Origin of the sequence: Rhodococcus sp. 06-462-5, from assembly GCF_002258315.1 — a bacterium.
In the GTDB taxonomy this organism is placed as follows: Bacteria; Actinomycetota; Actinomycetes; order Mycobacteriales; family Mycobacteriaceae; genus Rhodococcoides.
The window spans coordinates 118,952-135,726 of record NZ_NOYD01000018.1 but is presented as its reverse complement, the minus strand read 5'-3'; the positions used below and the strand labels follow the sequence as shown (position 1 = coordinate 135,726).

The 16,775-nt window shown below is 63.3% G+C and carries 18 protein-coding genes; 8 read left to right on the top strand and 10 right to left on the bottom strand.

The annotated features are described in order from the left end of the window. Positions 1 to 255 precede the first annotated feature (255 nt). Both CH251_RS12740 and CH251_RS12735 read right to left on the bottom strand, forming a co-directional pair. Positions 256 to 840 carry a response regulator transcription factor gene (locus CH251_RS12740; protein WP_032391791.1) on the bottom strand — a complete coding sequence of 195 codons (585 nt, stop codon included), beginning with the start codon at positions 838 to 840 and terminating at the stop codon, positions 256 to 258. Beyond that, entirely contained in the window at positions 837 to 2,009 is a 1,173-nt protein-coding gene (locus tag CH251_RS12735; RefSeq protein ID WP_094686861.1) for a GAF domain-containing sensor histidine kinase, read from the bottom strand. The genes CH251_RS12740 and CH251_RS12735 overlap by 4 nt, the downstream gene beginning before the upstream one ends. 204 nt (positions 2,010 to 2,213) lie before the next feature. Between CH251_RS12735 and CH251_RS12730 the strand changes: the two genes are divergently transcribed. After that, positions 2,214 to 3,371 (top strand): serine hydrolase, encoded by a 1,158-nt coding sequence (locus CH251_RS12730; protein WP_094613505.1) that lies wholly within the window; start codon positions 2,214 to 2,216, stop codon positions 3,369 to 3,371. Positions 3,372 to 3,539: 168 nt separating this feature from the next. On the opposite strand, the gene CH251_RS12725 is transcribed toward CH251_RS12730, so the two are convergent. From CH251_RS12725 to CH251_RS12715, 4 genes are read right to left on the bottom strand one after another with little or no spacing between them, the layout of a single operon-like run. Then, positions 3,540 to 4,457, bottom strand: a complete 918-nt coding sequence (locus tag CH251_RS12725) for an alpha/beta fold hydrolase (RefSeq protein WP_230598265.1) — start codon at positions 4,455 to 4,457, stop codon at positions 3,540 to 3,542. Next, a complete protein-coding gene (locus CH251_RS12720) occupies positions 4,454 to 5,137 on the bottom strand; it encodes a catechol 1,2-dioxygenase (protein ID WP_230598263.1) in 684 nt (227 codons plus the stop codon). Before CH251_RS12720 ends, CH251_RS12725 begins: the two co-directional genes overlap by 4 nt. Positions 5,138 to 5,144: 7 nt before the next feature. After that, positions 5,145 to 5,411: a hypothetical protein gene (locus CH251_RS27915; protein WP_230598261.1), complete on the bottom strand. Its 267-nt coding sequence runs from the start codon at positions 5,409 to 5,411 to the stop codon at positions 5,145 to 5,147. A gap of 3 nt (positions 5,412 to 5,414) precedes the next feature. Continuing rightward, positions 5,415 to 6,047 (bottom strand): hypothetical protein, encoded by a 633-nt coding sequence (locus CH251_RS12715; protein ID WP_230598260.1) that lies wholly within the window; start codon positions 6,045 to 6,047, stop codon positions 5,415 to 5,417. Between the two features lie 169 nt (positions 6,048 to 6,216). Between CH251_RS12715 and CH251_RS12710 the strand changes: the two genes are divergently transcribed. Together CH251_RS12710 and CH251_RS12705 are read left to right on the top strand one after the other, a co-directional pair. Further along, positions 6,217 to 7,110, top strand: a complete 894-nt coding sequence (locus CH251_RS12710) for an MFS transporter (RefSeq protein WP_256979051.1) — start codon at positions 6,217 to 6,219, stop codon at positions 7,108 to 7,110. Between the two features lies 1 nt (position 7,111). Continuing rightward, positions 7,112 to 7,930, top strand: coding sequence for an alpha/beta fold hydrolase (locus tag CH251_RS12705; protein ID WP_032391788.1), 819 nt, complete (start codon positions 7,112 to 7,114; stop codon positions 7,928 to 7,930). A gap of 61 nt (positions 7,931 to 7,991) precedes the next feature. Here the strand turns inward: CH251_RS12705 and CH251_RS12700 are convergent, their stop codons facing one another. From CH251_RS12700 to CH251_RS12690, 3 genes are all read right to left on the bottom strand, one after another. Next, entirely contained in the window at positions 7,992 to 8,963 is a 972-nt protein-coding gene (locus CH251_RS12700) for a zinc-dependent alcohol dehydrogenase family protein (RefSeq protein ID WP_052053417.1), read from the bottom strand. Positions 8,964 to 9,037: 74 nt separating this feature from the next. Beyond that, the gene (locus CH251_RS12695) at positions 9,038 to 9,463 is read right to left on the bottom strand and encodes a nitroreductase family deazaflavin-dependent oxidoreductase (RefSeq protein ID WP_032391787.1); all 426 of its coding nucleotides are present in this window, start codon (positions 9,461 to 9,463) and stop codon (positions 9,038 to 9,040) included. 117 nt (positions 9,464 to 9,580) lie between these two features. Continuing rightward, positions 9,581 to 9,982, bottom strand: coding sequence for a hypothetical protein (locus CH251_RS12690; RefSeq protein WP_032391913.1), 402 nt, complete (start codon positions 9,980 to 9,982; stop codon positions 9,581 to 9,583). Between the two features lie 214 nt (positions 9,983 to 10,196). On the opposite strand from CH251_RS12690, the gene CH251_RS12685 reads away from it, so the two are divergent. Next, on the top strand, positions 10,197 to 10,550 hold the full coding sequence (locus CH251_RS12685) for a helix-turn-helix domain-containing protein (RefSeq protein WP_032391912.1): 354 nt from the start codon (positions 10,197 to 10,199) through the stop codon (positions 10,548 to 10,550). 31 nt (positions 10,551 to 10,581) lie between these two features. Here CH251_RS12685 and CH251_RS12680 read toward each other — a convergent pair whose 3' ends face one another. Further along, positions 10,582 to 11,832, bottom strand: coding sequence for a CdaR family transcriptional regulator (locus CH251_RS12680; protein WP_032391786.1), 1,251 nt, complete (start codon positions 11,830 to 11,832; stop codon positions 10,582 to 10,584). A gap of 235 nt (positions 11,833 to 12,067) precedes the next feature. Here CH251_RS12680 and CH251_RS12675 point away from each other — a divergent pair, with 235 nt between their 5' ends. The 4 genes from CH251_RS12675 to CH251_RS12660 are packed head-to-tail and all read left to right on the top strand — an operon-like array spanning position 12,068 to position 16,752. Then, positions 12,068 to 13,027, top strand: coding sequence for an alpha/beta hydrolase (locus CH251_RS12675; RefSeq protein WP_080735645.1), 960 nt, complete (start codon positions 12,068 to 12,070; stop codon positions 13,025 to 13,027). Next, on the top strand, positions 13,024 to 13,920 hold the full coding sequence (locus CH251_RS12670) for an SDR family NAD(P)-dependent oxidoreductase (protein ID WP_032391785.1): 897 nt from the start codon (positions 13,024 to 13,026) through the stop codon (positions 13,918 to 13,920). The genes CH251_RS12675 and CH251_RS12670 overlap by 4 nt, the downstream gene beginning before the upstream one ends. Beyond that, positions 13,917 to 15,149 carry an acyl-CoA dehydrogenase family protein gene (locus tag CH251_RS12665; RefSeq protein WP_032391784.1) on the top strand — a complete coding sequence of 411 codons (1,233 nt, stop codon included), beginning with the start codon at positions 13,917 to 13,919 and terminating at the stop codon, positions 15,147 to 15,149. Before CH251_RS12670 ends, CH251_RS12665 begins: the two co-directional genes overlap by 4 nt. Before the next feature lie 40 nt (positions 15,150 to 15,189). Then, positions 15,190 to 16,752, top strand: coding sequence for a long-chain fatty acid--CoA ligase (locus tag CH251_RS12660; protein ID WP_032391783.1), 1,563 nt, complete (start codon positions 15,190 to 15,192; stop codon positions 16,750 to 16,752). Positions 16,753 to 16,775: the final 23 nt, after the last annotated feature.

Genomic DNA, 16,775 nt, shown 5'->3' with positions numbered 1-16,775 from the left:
CATTGCCTTTTATTCGTCCCGCATGGCGGACAAGACAGATGGCCATCGGGCCTGTACCAGTGCTCCGGGAGAAGAGCGTCACTCCAGCCCGGCTGCTCCCGTTCGAAGTCCACTGCCTGTCGCCGCTCACCGGCTCACGACCGGACAGTCCCGCGCTCGCCGGGCTCGTGCAGATCGGTGCCTTCTCTAACGCGATGCACTGTAGTGCGGACCGGTAATGATGTGTCTGGTGTCACCTGCACTCGGAGGGTGCGCTCAGAGCAATCCCTGTCGGTACGCCACAGCTATGGCCTCAGCGCGATTACGAACCCCGAGGCGTTGCATCGCCTCCTGCCAGTAGGTCTTGACCGTTGTCGGCTGAACGCCGAGTTCGTCGGCGATCTCCTGGTTGGTCAATCCAACCGCCACCAGAGTCAGCACATCGAGCTGACGTGCGGTGAAGATGCTGGCCTCGATGCCCTCGTTCGGAATGGCTACGCCGGCCGCCACCTCACGAATGAGTTCCCGGAGTCGGCCGGGTGCGGTGTCCTTGGCCAGGGTCGCCACTGCTCCCGCAGTCCGTGCGCCGCGCACGTGGGGGTGAGAGGGATCTGCGGTGAACAGCGCGATCCGCGACGACGGTCCCGACTGTAGGAGCGCTTTGACGGCGCGGACCGCATCTGTACCCGGCAACCGCACATCCAGAAGGATGACCTCGGGCCGTATCCGCGCCACCGCCGACACTGCGTCGGGAAGCGCACCCGAGGCACCCGCGAAGGTCAGATCGGGCTCGCCGTCGAGGATCAGTTGAACTCCATGCCCGACGATCGGGTGGTCGTCGACCACGTAGACGCTCGTCACAACGGAATCCGTGCTCGTACAGTGAATCCGGCGCCGTCGTCCTCGGTGATGTCGGTCAACGACCCACCCAGCCTGATGATCCTCTCTTCCGCCCCACCGAGTCCGACTCCCGGAATCACCGAGGCCGGGGCGGGGCCGTCATTGAACACCACAGCGGCGACCTGGTCCGGCAGACCGGAGAGCGTGACGGTCACCCGTCTGGCCTGTGAGTGTCGTTCGACGTTCGACAGCGCGACCCCTATGAATCTCGTCATTGCCTGAATCACAGAGGCATTCATCGGTGGAAGACTGCCGACCAACACCGCTTGGGCATTGATCTCGCTCCTTCGTTCGAAGTCCTCGACGATCCCCTCGACCTCCGCGTACAGGTCGGACGTGGCGCTCGAATGCCAGTCGGCGACGAGCGTTCGTACCAGCGAACCGATCTGACCGAGTTCGCCGGCCAGCGCACCGATCTCCTCCGCGAACTCCCGCTCGGCGACGCGGCGCTGCAATCGCTCGGTACGCGAGGCCAGCGAGAACAGGAGTGCCCCCACACCGTCGTGCAGATCCTCGCTCAAACGGCGTCGTTCGGCGAGTGCTGCTGCCGCGGCATTGGCCCGTGCTGCCCGAGCGATCTCCAACGCGGCACCTGCCCGATTCGCGAGATCCGCGATACGCGCGATCATCTCTCCACCGAACTCGCCGGCATCACGTCGCCCGACCGTCAAAACTCCCGGATGTTCAATGAGATCGCCGAGGGGCGCGGCGATCAGCCTGCGGAGCCGCTCGTCCTCGATGATGGAGTCGAACTCATGAGTGATCGACTCTGCGCCGACATAGTCCTGCACCCACTGCATCCGCGCCCGCTCGAACACCTTTCCCGTGATCCCCTGGCCGGCACCGACATGCAGTTGGGGCAACGACTCTGTGCGCTGTCCCAGAACCCGTTCGATGACCAGACCACCGTCGGACTCGGGCAGCGCGACCCAGGCGACAGCTGAACAGCCGCCTGCGTCGCCTACCGCTTCCTGCAGGGTGACGGTCAACGACGATTCGGGGTCGAACACGCTTCTCACATCGAGCAGCATGCCCAACAAGGGGTCCGTCGATCGCTCCTGATGTGGCAGCCGCATCGCTCTACCGGGCGGCGCAAACGCCGGCTCCGATCCGGCTGAATCCCAGTTCATCGTGTAACCCACCTCCAGCGTTCAACGAATGCCCGTGTCCGCCCAATCCACGTCTAAGAGTGTGACGCGGTCGGACGTCGCGGCACCTCTTTTCAGAGGTGATGACCGTCTTCCCTTTCTGATTGAGTGTGACAGCCAGCACATCAACGTGCCGGTCAGTGACTGCTTTACCAACTCAACCCGAATCGACGACAGGATGGACACATGAAGGAAGTACTCGACGAGATATTGTTCCGAGCGGTCCACACCGGCGCTGCACCGAACATCAGCGCCGTCGTCGCCGACCGCGAAGGAATCATCTACTCAGGCGGTGCCGGCCGACGAACCCCCGTGACGGAAGATATCGTCGATGTGGACACTACATACCGGCTGGCATCGATGACCAAGATGGTCACTACTGTCGCCGCGCTCCAACTGGTCGAACGCGGCGAGATAGGGCTCGACGACCCCGCCGGCGCATACGTCCCGGGAATCGACCAGCTTCAGGTCCTCGACGCCATGACCTCGGACGGACCCCGCTTCCGCACTCCGTCGACGCAACCGACCATTCGTCACCTGTTAACTCACACATCGGGATTGACCTACTGGTTCTGGAGCCCCGAGGTGTTCGCCTGGGAACAGGCGACCGGAACACCCAATGTTCTAGCAGGGAACGCCGCCGCGTTTACGGCGCCGTTGGTTGCCGATCCCGGAACGCGTTTCGAGTACGGAATGAATACCGACTACCTCGGAAAGATCATCGAGGTCGTCTCCGGGAACTCTCTACCCCGCCAGGTACACGATCACGTGACTGGTCCACTCGAGATGACACATACCACCTTCAGCCCCAGTGTCGAACAACGTGAATCCTTGGTGCCCGTTTACGCGCTGACAGACAAGGGCTGGAGCGTGACCGACATCGACTGGCCGCAAGAGCCCGACTGGTGGGCCGGCGGCCATGCATTATATTCCACGCCGCGTGACTACATCAGATTCCAGCAGATGCTTCTGCGTCGGGGTGAGTTGGACGGAGTTCGGATTCTGAGCGAAAAAACGGTGAGGGAAGCCTTCACTCCGCAGATCGGAAAGCTCGACATGCCCGCCACCATCCCGGCTGCCGATCCAGCCTCGAGTTCCGACTATCATTCCGGGGCGCACCAAACCTGGGGTTGGGGCTTACAACTGAATCGGGAACAACGGCCGGGGCTGCGCGCCCCGCTGTCCGGCTCATGGGCTGGCCTGGCCAACACACACTTCTGGGTCGACCCGACGAACGGGATCGCCGCGTCCATCTATTCGCAATTCCTGCCGTTCGTAACCCCCGGATTCATGGCTGTCTACGAGGAATTCGAACGAGCTGTCTATGCCACGCACTCAGCGTGAAACGCGTCCGAGGCCGGCGCGGCCACGATCGCCGTTCGGCGACGCGGTTGAGTAGCCACGATCGGGCCAAAATGCCGTGAGTCGTTGCCGGGACCGACTGTCCGTGGCCATGAAAAGTACCCGCTGGTGGCCAGGTCGAAGTCCACACCCCGTGTTCGTCGCGAAAGATCAGGACCTTGTCGGTGTCGTCGGCCGGATGTGCGAGTCGGTAGTGGGATGATCAGGAGTGTCAGGCCACCGTTGCCGACGCCTTGGCGACGAAGTCGAGACTGAGTGGGTTGTACCGCTCGTACTGCTCGTGCTGAGGCCAGTGCCCGCATTCGTCGAACAGTTCGAGACGTGCGCCCGGGATGTCCGCGGCCATTTTGCGTGCCTCGGGAACGTCGCCGAACGGGTTCTCTTGCCCCCCCACACCACGAGGGTCGGGGCGACGATCTTCGCGAGGCGGTCGGGCCTGAGCAGATTGCGCTGGCGGGTCTCCATGCTCTGCAGCGTCAAGAGATTGCCGATGTTCGCGATGAAATCCGGCTGATGGTAGATGCGGTGGCGCACGTCGATCAGCTCGTCCGTCGCGTCGGCCGGGTCGTGCATCACCAGATGCATGCGAGAGCGCGTCAGCTCGATGTCGTCGGTCTGGACTGCGCGCATGGTCGACGACTTGATCCGATCCATGACCACGGAATTGGCAACCGTGCCGCCCGCCGCCAGAAGTTGCAGCGACAGAACGCGTTCCGGCTGATCGGATGCGAGGTACGCCGCCACCCATCCACCCAGGGATTCACCGACCAGGTGTGCGCGGGACAGTCCGACTGCATCCATGTACGCCGCGAGATGCTCTACGTATCGCGGGATCTCGTATGGATAGTCGGGTTTACCGGTGTATCCGTGACCGTGCATGTCGATCGCGTGGCACTCGGCGTGGACCGCGATGTTGCGGGCGAACGCTTCGAGGTGGCCGCTCGTTCCGTGCAGGAAGATCACGGCCTCGTCGCCCGACCCCGCCTGAAGCGACCGCGTCGGGACGCCCGCTGCGTCGACCGTCTTCATGCAGAAATCCAGGCCTGCCAATTCGGTCCAGATGGTCATGAGATCTCCTGTTTCTGTGTTGTGGGGTCGAGAATCGTGATTCCCATGCCCGTGAGCCATTCCGGGATCGCCTCGTACGCCACCCGTTCACCCGCGACGTCACGCAGGAGGGTGGACATCATCAGCCACGTGCGCAGTTCCTGCGCCCCGTTCCCTGCTTCCTTTTCGACGTAGTCCGTCGAGTAGTCGGCCATTTCGTCCGCGTTGCCCTTCTCGAACAAGCGCAGCACGTAATCATCGAACGACGGTGTGATCGACGACTGAGCGGCACGAATGATCTCGCGACGCCGAATGTCGTACTGCGACCAGTTGTCTCGACCGTCCAGCCGCGCTTGCACCATGAAGTCTTCGTCGTCGCCGTGCGGCTCCCGCCAGTCCGGCCAGGGAAGCCGGTGCGAAAGACCACCCGATTCGATGACGACCACCCGCTTACTGGACGACTCCCGTTCCAGAGACTCTCGAAGAGCCGCGGCGAACTCGCGGCACCGTGCAAAGGTCGGCAGCGGTGGCGCGAAGACGTTCACCACGATTGGAACTATGGGCACGTAGATTCCGTCGAGCAGGTTTTGGATCGCTTGCGACTGACCGTGATCGATCTGCAGGCGCGCAGAGAACGCTGGGTCGAACGCTCCGCCCTCGACCATGTCGTTCGCCAGATGCCGCGCGAGGTCGACGTCCACTAGTTGATCACCCTTGGGGGGTTCCTGACTCGCCGCTGGCGATGCATTCCCCCACTCCGATGGTGAAGGCGGGGATCAAATCGTGCCAGAAGCCGCGGAAGTGATTGGAGCCGAGCAGGATCACTACGTCGGGTGCAACGGCCGCGATGCGGTCGCGGGTGGTACGCAGTCCGTCACGGAAGCGCTCTGCCTCGGCCTTGTGCCTCGTTTCTTCCCAGTGGGTGTTCATCAACGTGCTGTGTGACGCGGCCACGCCGAGTACTACGGTTGCCATGGGTCAAAGTCCTACTTCCTGGAGCGAGCTGGTGACGGTGTCGATCGCGACTTCGACCAGGTAGTGCGTCAACTTCACGGCCTCGTCGAGGTCCACGGTGTTCATGCCCATGGCGAAGTCGACTTCGAACGGCGCGTTCGCCACTTTCGGCATGCCGACCCGTACGGTCGGAATCCCGCGGCTACGCAGGATGTTCGCGTCGGTTGCTCCGCTCTGGTCGTACGTCGGTTCGTGGGCGCGACCCTCGACGTCCGCCCAAGCACGAATCGCGCTGCGGCACAACCACATATCTTCGTCGGACGACTCCCCCGCGATCGACAGAACCGGTTCGATGTCGATACGCACGTCGCCGAGGTCGGCCGAGATCTCCCGCACTGCGGCGGTCAGTTCGCGTTTGGCCTGCGTCGGGGTGGTGCGTGGACTGAGTCTCAAGTCGACGGTCATCGTGACCTGCTCCGGGGTGAACGATGCGGTCCGCTCCCATCCCCCACGGATATTGGCCACCATTCCTTTGGGGGCCACAAGTCCTGAGGTGTTGGACGCGCTGTATTTCGGGAACCAGGCTTCGAGCCGGGAAGCCACGGCACCGGCGGCCGCGATCGGATTGGAGTAGGGCAGTCGGTGGCGAGAACCCACTTAGGTATGGTGCCGTGGACGGTGATCGCGAACCACGCGAGACCTACTTCTTCCCACGACACGGTCCACCCCGGCTTGGCGATCAACGCGAAATCCGCCCACACGCCCTGTTCGAGGAGGAACGAGCACAAGGCACCCTGCCCGGTGTTGAGCCGAAACACTCGCGGCGCTGCGCATGCTGCAGGGTTTCGGGGCCGCGGGAGGTGTAGTGCTCGCGATGGCTGTCGTACGAGACCTGTTTGACGGTAACGCGGCCGCCGTGATGATGTCCAGGTTGATGCTCGTCATGGGAGTTGCTCCGATCCTGGCGCCCACGATCGGCGGGTTCGTGCTCACGGTGTCGACGTGGCGGTCGATCTTCCTGGTGTTGGCAGTGCTCGGTGCCGTGGTCGTTTTGCTGGGTCTGTTCGCGATGCCAGAGACCTTGCCCGTCGGTGCCCGTACCTGGCCCCGCCCTACTGTGATCGCCACCAACTACGGACGGTTGTGCACCAACCCGCACTTCGTCCGCATGGTCCTTGTATCTGGAGCCGGCCGGGTGCTGATGTTCTCGTACATCGCCGCATCCCCGTTCGTGCTTCAGGGCCAATTCGGACTCAGCCCGCAACAATTCGGATTGTCGTTCGCCGGCGGTGCCGCCGTCCTGATCGCGTCCTCCCAGCTCAAGGTCGTCCTGCTGAGTCGGTGGGGCCCACGAACGCTCCTCCGCGCCACGCTGTCCACAGGCGCTGTCGTGGGGGCCGTGTTCGTCGTTCTCGCCGCGACCGGAACAGGCGGCCTGTGGGGTTTCGCGGTGCCGGTGATGGCTCTGCTTGCCGTGATGGGTTCGGTGATGCCCAACGCACCTGCCGTGGCACTGACCGACCAACGTGAAGTGGCGGGGACCGCATCGGCACTGATCGGCGGGTTCCAATTCACCTGCGCCGCAGCGGCGGCACCGGTGGTAGGACTGCTGGGAAACGACGCGCTCGCTGTCGCGTCGATGATGGGTGGGGCTGCCGCGGTGGCAGCACTCCTGGTATTCGCCGATCGTCGGCGCCGGCTCCCGAACAGAAACGAGTGACATGTCCTCTCCACGAAGTTCGTACGTCGACTGTGCACTCGGGCAGATGCACGTCACCCAGATGGGTGAGGGGCCGCCGCTCGTTCTGTTGCACCAAGCCCCGAGGTCGTGGGACGAGTTCCGCGAGTTCATCCCCTTGGTCGCGGCCGAGCACCGAGTGGTCGCGATGGACATGGTCGGATTCGGCGCGAGCGTCAAAGTGCCGGGCCCACAATCGATCGAGCTCTACGCTCGCGGTGTGCACGAAGTGCTGGCTGCGCTCGGGATCTCCGATGTCGACGTACTCGGCCATCACACGGGCGCGCTGGTTGCCCTCGAGGTGGCTGCGGCCTCGGGTGCGAATGAGTCCGACGCGCACATCGGTCACCTCGTTCTGTCGTCTTGCCCGTTCACCGGACCGGAACGTCGAGCACGTCCCGCCGACAAGGACGGAGTCGACTGCGCAGATCGTCGCGATGACGGCTCACATCTGATGACGCTGTGGAACAAGCGGTTTCCCTACTACCCGAGCCCACGGGGCCCACTGCTGGACCGATTCCTCCGAGACGCACTCACGTTCGGCATCGATCCAGCGGAGGGCCACCGCGCATGCGACCGTTACCGCATCGAGGACCGCATCGGATTGATTACGTCGCCCACACTCCTCACCGGCGCATCGGACGACCCCTTCGCCATGCCCAACCTGCCTCCGCTGCGCAAACACCTCACCGGCGCAGCCAGCGTTCGGGTCCACGTCGTCGACGGGGGTACCGTGGCGCTGTTCGAGGACAAAGCGGCAGAGATTGCCGGCCCGGTGAAAGAATTTCTGAGGGACGCCTGACCGCCCGTGCACCTCACGTCATCCCGGGACGTCGCCGAACCGTCCTGACGTGGCTCCCCCTCTACCGGCCGAGGTCCAAGAGAACCCTGGCGCCGGACGCTGCGTGCTCGATCGCGGAAGTGAGTTCGCGTAGTGGGTACACCGCGGCGATGGGCTGGACTACTTTGGAGGAGTCAAGAATTGGCAGAATCGTTTGTGCCACCACCAGAGGTGTCTCCGTGAGATAGCGTGAAGTTCCCTGGTAGAACCCCCTGATCGTCAGGTCCTTGCTCAGAACGTCGAATGTGTCCACGGCGACGGGATCTCCGGTCACGTTGCCGTAGGTCACCAGCACACCGCCCGGTGCCAGCAGCTTGGCGAGGAGTCGGCTCGATTCGCCACCGAGAAGGTCCAGGGCGAGAACAGTGTTGAGACCTGCCACGCGTTCGTGCGCCGCCTGTGCGCCGTCGTTGATGTCGATGACTACGTCGCACCCGAGCGCTTCGACTGCGGCGATGTCGTCGGCTCGGCGGACGATGCCGATCGTTCGAACGTCTCGCTTGCCCGCAAGGGTTATCAACCAGCGTGCGAGTCCCGAGGTGGCCGCGTTGAACACGACGGCGTCGCCGGGTTGCAACTGGGCGTAGTCGCGGAGCAGGAACTCCGCGGTGGCGGCATTGACGGTCAGCATCGCTGCTTGCTGGGGGTCGACCTCGGGCGGAACGACGACCAGGCTGGTGGCCGGCAGTGCGATTTGTTGGCGCCAGGTTCCTGATGTGAGAGGAAGCAGTACCCGTTGACCAACGGCGACCGAGGTCACATTCGCTCCGATGGCGGCCACGACTCCGGTGCCTTCGTTCCCCACCTGCGCCGGAAAGTGCGCGATCAGGCCCGGTACGCGAGCAAACATCAGGTCGTTGAAGTTGATGGGCGCGTAGTCGACGTCGACCAGAACCTCGTCGGCGGCTATGTCGGCGCTGTCGATGTCCGGTACCTCGTGCAGTCGATAGACCGACGAAGGGTTGCCGACGCCGGTGAGTTGGACTGTCTTCATTGGTGAACCTCATTCTGGTGGTGGTGAGCAAGGGACCGTTGTTACGCTGAGATAATGGGGGGCGATGAAATCTGTCAATCGACGTAGTCGATGCGTACCGATATCGGTGTCGTCTCCAAGGCTTGCGCGACTTTGAATCCAACGGAGCCGAACGTTCGTGCCCTGGCGACCACGTCGTCGTCGGGCCTCAGTGTGGCGACTCCGGTACGCCAATGCCTACCCTGTCGCACACGAACTTTCGGGTTGTCGACGATGTTGATGCCCCATCCGGAGCGAGTTCCGTGTTGACTGATCACCCATGCGCCGGTGCTGTCGAATTGAGCGTTCACCGGCACCCGGCGCATCTTGCCGCTCTTGCGTCCGATGGTCTCCAACTCGGTAGTCATGGCAGTGCGAACACCTATTTTACTCAGTCCCAACACAATTGGGTTCAGATATCGGCCGACAGCGCGCTCTCTGCGAAACTTGCGAAGCTTCCGATCGTCCTCTGCATTCGACATTTTCGACCTCTCTCGACCTTGTGAATTGATTCGAACAACGACAACCGCGGGTGACTCGACCAGCCGATCAGTCGTCCAGCCATCCGGCCACACAAAACACAAGCAGCACAACAGTTCTCAGCGTGCCGTCCGCCCCAACCGGAGCGCCAATGCTCCGGCCGCCACGGCCGACAACGCCACCCCCGGTGCCATCACCGTCGTCGAACCGGCGATTTCCTTCCGACGAGCGGCCGCGATCCAGGCCACAGCGTCGACGGCATCCATGACGATGTTGAGGCGGATGAAATCTTCCGGGGACCGGAAGCGGTCGAGTCTCGTCAGCCCGAGCGCGAGGGCTGCGTTACGGATTCCGAACATCTGTTGATAGGCAACGGCCACAGTGCCCTTCGATTCCATACCGAAGAATCGGGCCACGAGCGTAGGCGCGGCAAGGTGACTGGTGGCAACCATGATGCGACCGACGATCAACATCCGCAGGGGGACGGACGATGCGAACGTTTCGGAACTATCCTTGGGCACAGTGCCCTCCTTCTTCGAGTGCACCGGACGATCGTGTAGCCGACCGGTACTGGGATTGGGGTGGCCGCGCGTGGCGCCTGATCGGTGGCGTGAGCCCCCGTGTGCGATGACGCTAGTTCACTAGTGTTATTATAGCAACTACCATTTTGGTAGTGCCGAGCTCGTCGTGTCGACTCGCCGGTTCGGACTAAACGGAAGTGAGGTGCAGAACGCGATGGACGATGAGCACGTCGAGGTAGACCCGTACTGTCCCTACTTCGCTGCAGGAATGCGAATGCTGGATCAACGCTGGGCGGGCACCGTGCTTCGAACGCTGATTGCGGGACCCCAACGGTTCAACGACATCGCCGCCGCGATTCCCGGCATCACCGACAGCACGTTGTCCAAGCGCCTCAAAGGACTGGAGTCCGGTGGCCTCGTCGCTCGGGTGGTGCATCCGACGACACCGGTCCGAATCGAATACCGGCTCACCGACATGGGGACTGCGTTGGGCAAAGTTCTCTTGCAGTTGAACGGTTGGGCACTCGAATGGGTGAAACTGCCCGCGGTCGAACAGGAATCGAACTAGCGCCTGGAGGTAGGGCCGCGGCGCACTCGCGTCATCGGTTCGTCGTCGAGAACACGGCCGTCCCGAACCAACGACACGCGAGCAGCGCCAGGGCCAGATCCAGGTGTCCGTCATCGATCGGGCGCGCCAGTAGCCGCTCGATGGTGCGCAGGCGGTAGAGGATCGTGTTTTTGTGGCAGTTGAGCATCCGTGAGGTCGCGGTGGCGCTCCTGTTGGTCGAGCAATACACGTCGAGGGTGCGACGCAGCTCGCGTTCGCGCTCTCCGTCGATTGCTAGCGGGCCCAGCGTCTCGGCGATCCAGCGACGCGCACGAGCGAGGTCCGAACACAGGAACACCAAGCTCGCCACGTCCTGATACGGGACAACTGTCGAGACGTCGGCAACCGATCCAACAGCGTGAGCATCGACTGCTTGCCGATGAGAAGCAATGAATCCGTCGAGGCCGACGCCGTCTCCACCTATGGCGACACGTAGTTGCGGCAATTCAGCAGAGAGCGATTTTTCGACCGCCTGTACGTCGAGGTGGCCGATCCGAGGCGCCGGGAGCCAGGCCCAGATCGTGGCGGGTCCTCGCGGAATGACCAACGGTCGAGACGTGCACCCGGCGAGGTCCGCAAGAACGCCCACCACGTCGCGGGCGCGTACGAAGTCGTCGACGGTGTTCTCCGGCCCGTCGACCCATACGATCACCGCGCAATGGTGCCGGGTCAACCGGTAGCCCAGGAGGGCCTCGGCGGCAGACAGGTCGACAGTCGTCCCGTCGAGTACCGCCATCACCCGGTCGAGACGAACGAACTCTTCCTGCCGGCGGTAGCGCTCACGCTCGGTCTCGTACTCCACTGCGATCCGTTGACACATTCGGTCGGTGTAGGTGTGAGCGAGGGTGCTCATCGCCACCATTTCCGTCACGACGACGTCGACGTCGTCCGTGAGGTCAGCCAAGAGCTCCACGCAGATTTGAACCCAACGAGACTCCGTGAGGTGATACCCGCGGAGTATCTCGTGTAGGGGGACGCCCAGTCTCGCGAGACGGTGAACGATCGACAACGCACCGACAGGTGGCTCCGCCAGGTCGAGATCTGCGGGATTCGTCACCAGATGCAGGACCACCTCGAGATTGGCTCGATTCGACACGCGCAGCCAATCACGGTCGATGTGGTCTTGCTCGACCACCGGGATGGTGTGACTCAGCAGCTCGGTCAACTCGTCTGCTATCGCCGAAAGTCGTGCGGACAGTTTCTCGACCAGACCGATGCGGATAGTCGACGCCGTCGTTGCCATTACCGAGAGTCTGGCCCGTACGTCATGTAAGCGCAACCTCCTGCCGATGTGCGCAGCATTTGGACGTTCAGTACAAACGCGGGACGGGTTTCTATCTCCTGGGCCTGATGCGCGCGCCACGTTGTGCACGTCCAATTGGTGAACACCAGTTTCTCTCGGTCGTGTCGACCAGAGCCCGATATGGATCACCGGTACGAGACACCAACCACATCCCGTACCGAAGAAAGGCACCAACATGAATACACCCGACCGCTCCGACGTCCGATTCGACTCGGGCGAGGAGCAGTGCGGCGCCTGGTTGTACATGCCCGACACAGCGGCAGATGATGGGCCGGTGCCGATCGTCGTCCTGGCGCACGGGATCGCCGGCGTCAAGGAGCTTCGGCTGTACGCCTTCGCCGAACGCTTCCGCGACGCAGGCTATGCGTGTCTGGTTTTCGACTATCGGCACTTCGGCGCAAGCAGCGGCCAACCGCGTGAGCTGATCGACATCGACCGCCAACTCGAGGACTGGCGCAACGCCGTCACCTACGCCCGATCGCTTCCCGACATCGACCCGAACAGGGTCGTGGTCTGGGGAACCTCGTTCGGCGGCGGCAACGTCATGATCACTGCGGCGGACGATCCCCGCATCGTTGCTGCCATCACACAATGCCCCTTCACCGACGGCCCGTCATCGGTCCTTCGGATCTCCCCCAGAACATCGTTCGCACTCATGGTGAAGGCGCTACGCGATCGTGCCAGCGTGAGGTCGGGTCGAAGCCCAGTACGCATACCCGCCACAGGTCGACCCGGAACTGCAGCGATGATGACAGCCCCGGATTCGTTGGCCGGCTTCCACGCTCTTCTCCTCGCCTCGAACATGCCCGACATGCCGCAGGACGTGCCTGCTCGCCTCATGCTGAGGATCCCTTTTCACATACCCGGACGACGCGCACGAGACATCAAGTGTCCGATCATGTTCGGGCTCTGCGAACACGACACGATCGCGCCGGTGCGAGCAGCCATCAGACACGCTCGGAACGCCCCTCGCGGCGAGATCCGACTCTACGACGCGGGCCATTTCGACATCTACATCGGAGACCTGTTCGAGGAAGTCGTCTCGGACCAAATCGAGTTCCTCCAACGCCACGTACCCACGAACCAGGGCAGCTCGAACATTTCCCTCAATCATTCGGAAGGAACCAATCGATGAAAAAGTACGACGTCGCTGGACGCACGGTCGTCATTACCGGTGCCGCAGGAGGGCTCGGACAGATGCTCGCCGACGCGCTCCGTGCACGCCACGCCAATGTTGCACTGCTCGACCTCGACGCCGACGCCGTCACCGCTCAGGCGGAACGTCTCGGCGGAACGCGAGTCGCCCGCGGCTGGCGAGTCGATGTCCGAGACCTCGGCAGCCTCGAAACCGCCATGCGTGAGGTCGAGGAACACTTCGGGCGCATCGATGTCGTCATCGCCGGAGCCGGAATCGGCAATGTCGCCGGCCCACTGACGGCCACCGACCCCACAGCATTCGAACGCGTCGTGGACATCAACCTCCTCGGAGTGTGGCGCACGTTCCGCGCGGCCGCGCCCTACGTCCAGGAGCGCCGCGGACACCTGATGGCCGTAGCCTCGATGGCAAGCTTCGTCCACGCTCCGTTACACGGCAGCTACACCTCCAGTAAGGCCGGCGTGTGGGCACTGTGCGACTCGCTCCGGCTCGAATTCCGCCACCTCGGAGTCACCGTCGGCAGCGTCCACCCGTCCTTCTTCAAAACCCCGCTGGTCGACGAAGCGCTCGCGCAGAAGGACGCTGTGCGCCTGTTCGACAACTTCGAGGGAGCCTTCCAACTCATCCCACCCGAAAACGTGGTCAAAGACATCCTTCTGGGAATCGAGCGACGCTCGGCGCAGGTTGTCACCCCCCGCACCATGCGCTCGGCAGCGCTGGCACCAGGCTTGATCCGTCTGCTCGTCGACCGCTTCGGTTTCTCCGACACCACCATCGCCGGAGCCATCGAATTGAGTCTGCAGAGAATCGAAGAGAGTCCGCTGAGAACAGCAGCACTCCAGCCCCACAACGAGTACTCGAAGTCGCGATGACAACCACCCATCACCCCGTCCGACAGGCCGACCGGCTATACCACGACCTGCTTTCCCCTGCCGAGACTCGGGAGGTCCGCGAGCGGGTGCGCAAGATCGCCACTGATTCGGTCGCGCCGGCGGCACGCAGGATCGCCAACGGCGACGAGCGATCGGACGGTTTCCCGCGTGACGTCTTCGACGACCTCGCCTCGGCAGGACTGTTCCGGCTGCCGTTCGCCGCCGAGGTGGGTGGCGAGGACCTCGCGCATCCGGTCACCGCGACCGCAGTGGCGATCGAGGAGTTGGCCTATTACTCGAGCAGCATCGCGGCAGTCTTCGATGTGCACTGCATCCTCGCCGGCAGTGCGCTGACCCACGGCACCGCTGAGCAGCAACACAGGTGGCTGCGGCCGCTGGCCGAGGGCACGCTCATCGGCGCTTTCGCGACCACAGAGCCCGAAGCGTCGTCGGACCTCAGCCCCCAGGCGCTGAAGACGTCCGCCGTACAGCACGGGGACACTTGGGTACTCAACGGCCACAAGCGCTGGATCTCCAACTCACCGGTCGCCGGCTTCATCGTCACGCTCGCTCGAACCGGGGATCGGATGTCGATGTTCATCGTCGACACCACCCTGCCTGGCGTTCGTGTCGGCGAGGCCGACCTGAAGATGGGAAATCGCGGACAGCTCACTGCTGACGTCGGGTTCGACGACGTCGAGCTTCCCGTGGTGGCGCTGCTCGGGGGCGAGCCGGGGCATGGTCTGCGGCAGGCACTTGCGACCCTGACGCTGGGTCGGATCGGCATCGCGGCTGCCGGCGTCGGTATGGCGCAGGCCGCCTTCGACCACACCGTCGCCCACTTGTCGAGCCGAGAAGCCTTCGGCCGCAAGCTCGCTGCGAATCAGCATTGGCAATTCCTGATGGCAGACCGAGCCACGGAGATCGAGAACGCGCGCACGCTGTACCTCAAAGCCGCCCTACGACGCGACTCCGGCGAGGTGTTCCCGGAACCCGAGGCGTCGATGGCCAAGATCTACGGCACCCGACTCGCCGTGGACATCGCTCGCGATGCCGTCCAGGCGTTCGGTGGCCTCGGATTCGCCCGCGAGGTCAGCGCGGACGCCACACCCGGTCCCGTCGAGGCGATCTACCGCGACAGCAAGATCGGCGAGATCTACGAGGGTGCCAACGAAATCCTGAAATGGGTCATCGCTCGCAACATATTCGGCAAGGAGATCACCGGATGAGCTACACCCGGGGACGACCACTCAGGCACCAGGAGAGACCATGACCCACCTCGCCACACTTCTCGAATCGACCGCGGCGTCCCGTCCGGACAGCACAGCAGTGGTCTCCCAGAACACACGAATGTCCTACTCTCAGCTCGACGACGCAGCGAACCGAGTCGCCAACCTGCTCGTGTCACGTGGTATTCGGCCCGGTGACAACGTAGCCCTCTCGTCACCGAACGTTCCGCACTTCACGATCGTCTACTTCGGGATCCTCAAGGCCGGGGCCACCGTCGTGCCTCTGAACATCCTGCTCAAACCGCGCGAGATCGCATACCACCTGGTCGATTCGCAGGCGAAGGCGTACTTCGCAGTCGAGGGGACGGCGGCGCTCCCTATCGGCACCGCCGCGCGTGAAGGATTCGACGCCGCCGCGACATGCACCGATTTCTTCCTCATCACCACGGACCCGGGGTCGACGCGTTCCGACGCGGGAACAACGCTGTACGCACCGGCTGTCGCAGAGCAGCCACGGACGTTCACAACAGTCCATCGAAGCGACGACGACACCGCCGTCATCCTGTACACCTCGGGAACCACCGGTCGACCCAAGGGCGCGCAACTGACTCACCGGAACATGGTGTCGAACGCTCTCACGATGGCCGATCTGCTCGATACCGGAGCGGGAACGCCCGACGTTGCGCTCTGCGCCCTTCCCCTGTTCCACTCCTTCGGTCAAACGATCATGCAGAACGCCGGCCTCGCCCGGGGAAACACTCTGGTCATGTTGCCGCGATTCGATGCGCGAGCAGCCATCGATCTGATGATCGAGGAACGCGTCACGACGTTCGGCGGCGTACCCACGATGTACTGGGGCCTTCTGCAAGAAATTGCCAACGACAACGAGGCCACCGCCCTTGCGGCACACCTGCATACCGCAATCGCCGGCGGTTCGGCCATGGCCGGCGAGCTGCACCGGGAATTTCGGGAACGGTTCTCGGTCACGGTCCTGGAGGGCTACGGGCTCTCCGAGACGTCTCCGGCCGCCAGCTTCTCGCGCCCTGGCGCCGACCCTCGAATAGGCTCGGTCGGCCGGCCGATCCCCGGAGTCGCGATGAAACTGATCGGCGACGACTGGTCCGACGTACCGGACGACCCGGACGCGATCGGCGAGATCGCGATCAGAGGCCCCAATGTCATGAAGGGCTACTTCAACCGCCCCGAGGCCTCGCTCGTTGTCATGAATGATCGATGGTTCCGCACCGGGGACCTCGCGAAGAAGGACGCCGACGGCTTTTACTACATCGTGGACCGGTCGAAAGACATGATCATTCGCGGCGGCTTCAACGTCTACCCCCGCGAGCTCGAGGAGGTCTTGATGGAGCACCCCGCTGTCTCGATGGTCGCCGTGATCGGCGTCCCGCACGAATCCCACGGGGAAGAAATCACGGCCTTCGTACTCAAGAACAAGAATCATGACGACGTCACCGAGGCCGAGCTCGTGGCTTGGGGCAGAAATGAATTCGCCGCCTACAAGTATCCGCGCTCCGTCACCTTCGTCGACGCGTTCCCGACGACATCGACCGGCAAGATCCTCAAGCGCGAGTTGAGATCGGCGTGACCAAGAAGGTGCTCCCCCACTCC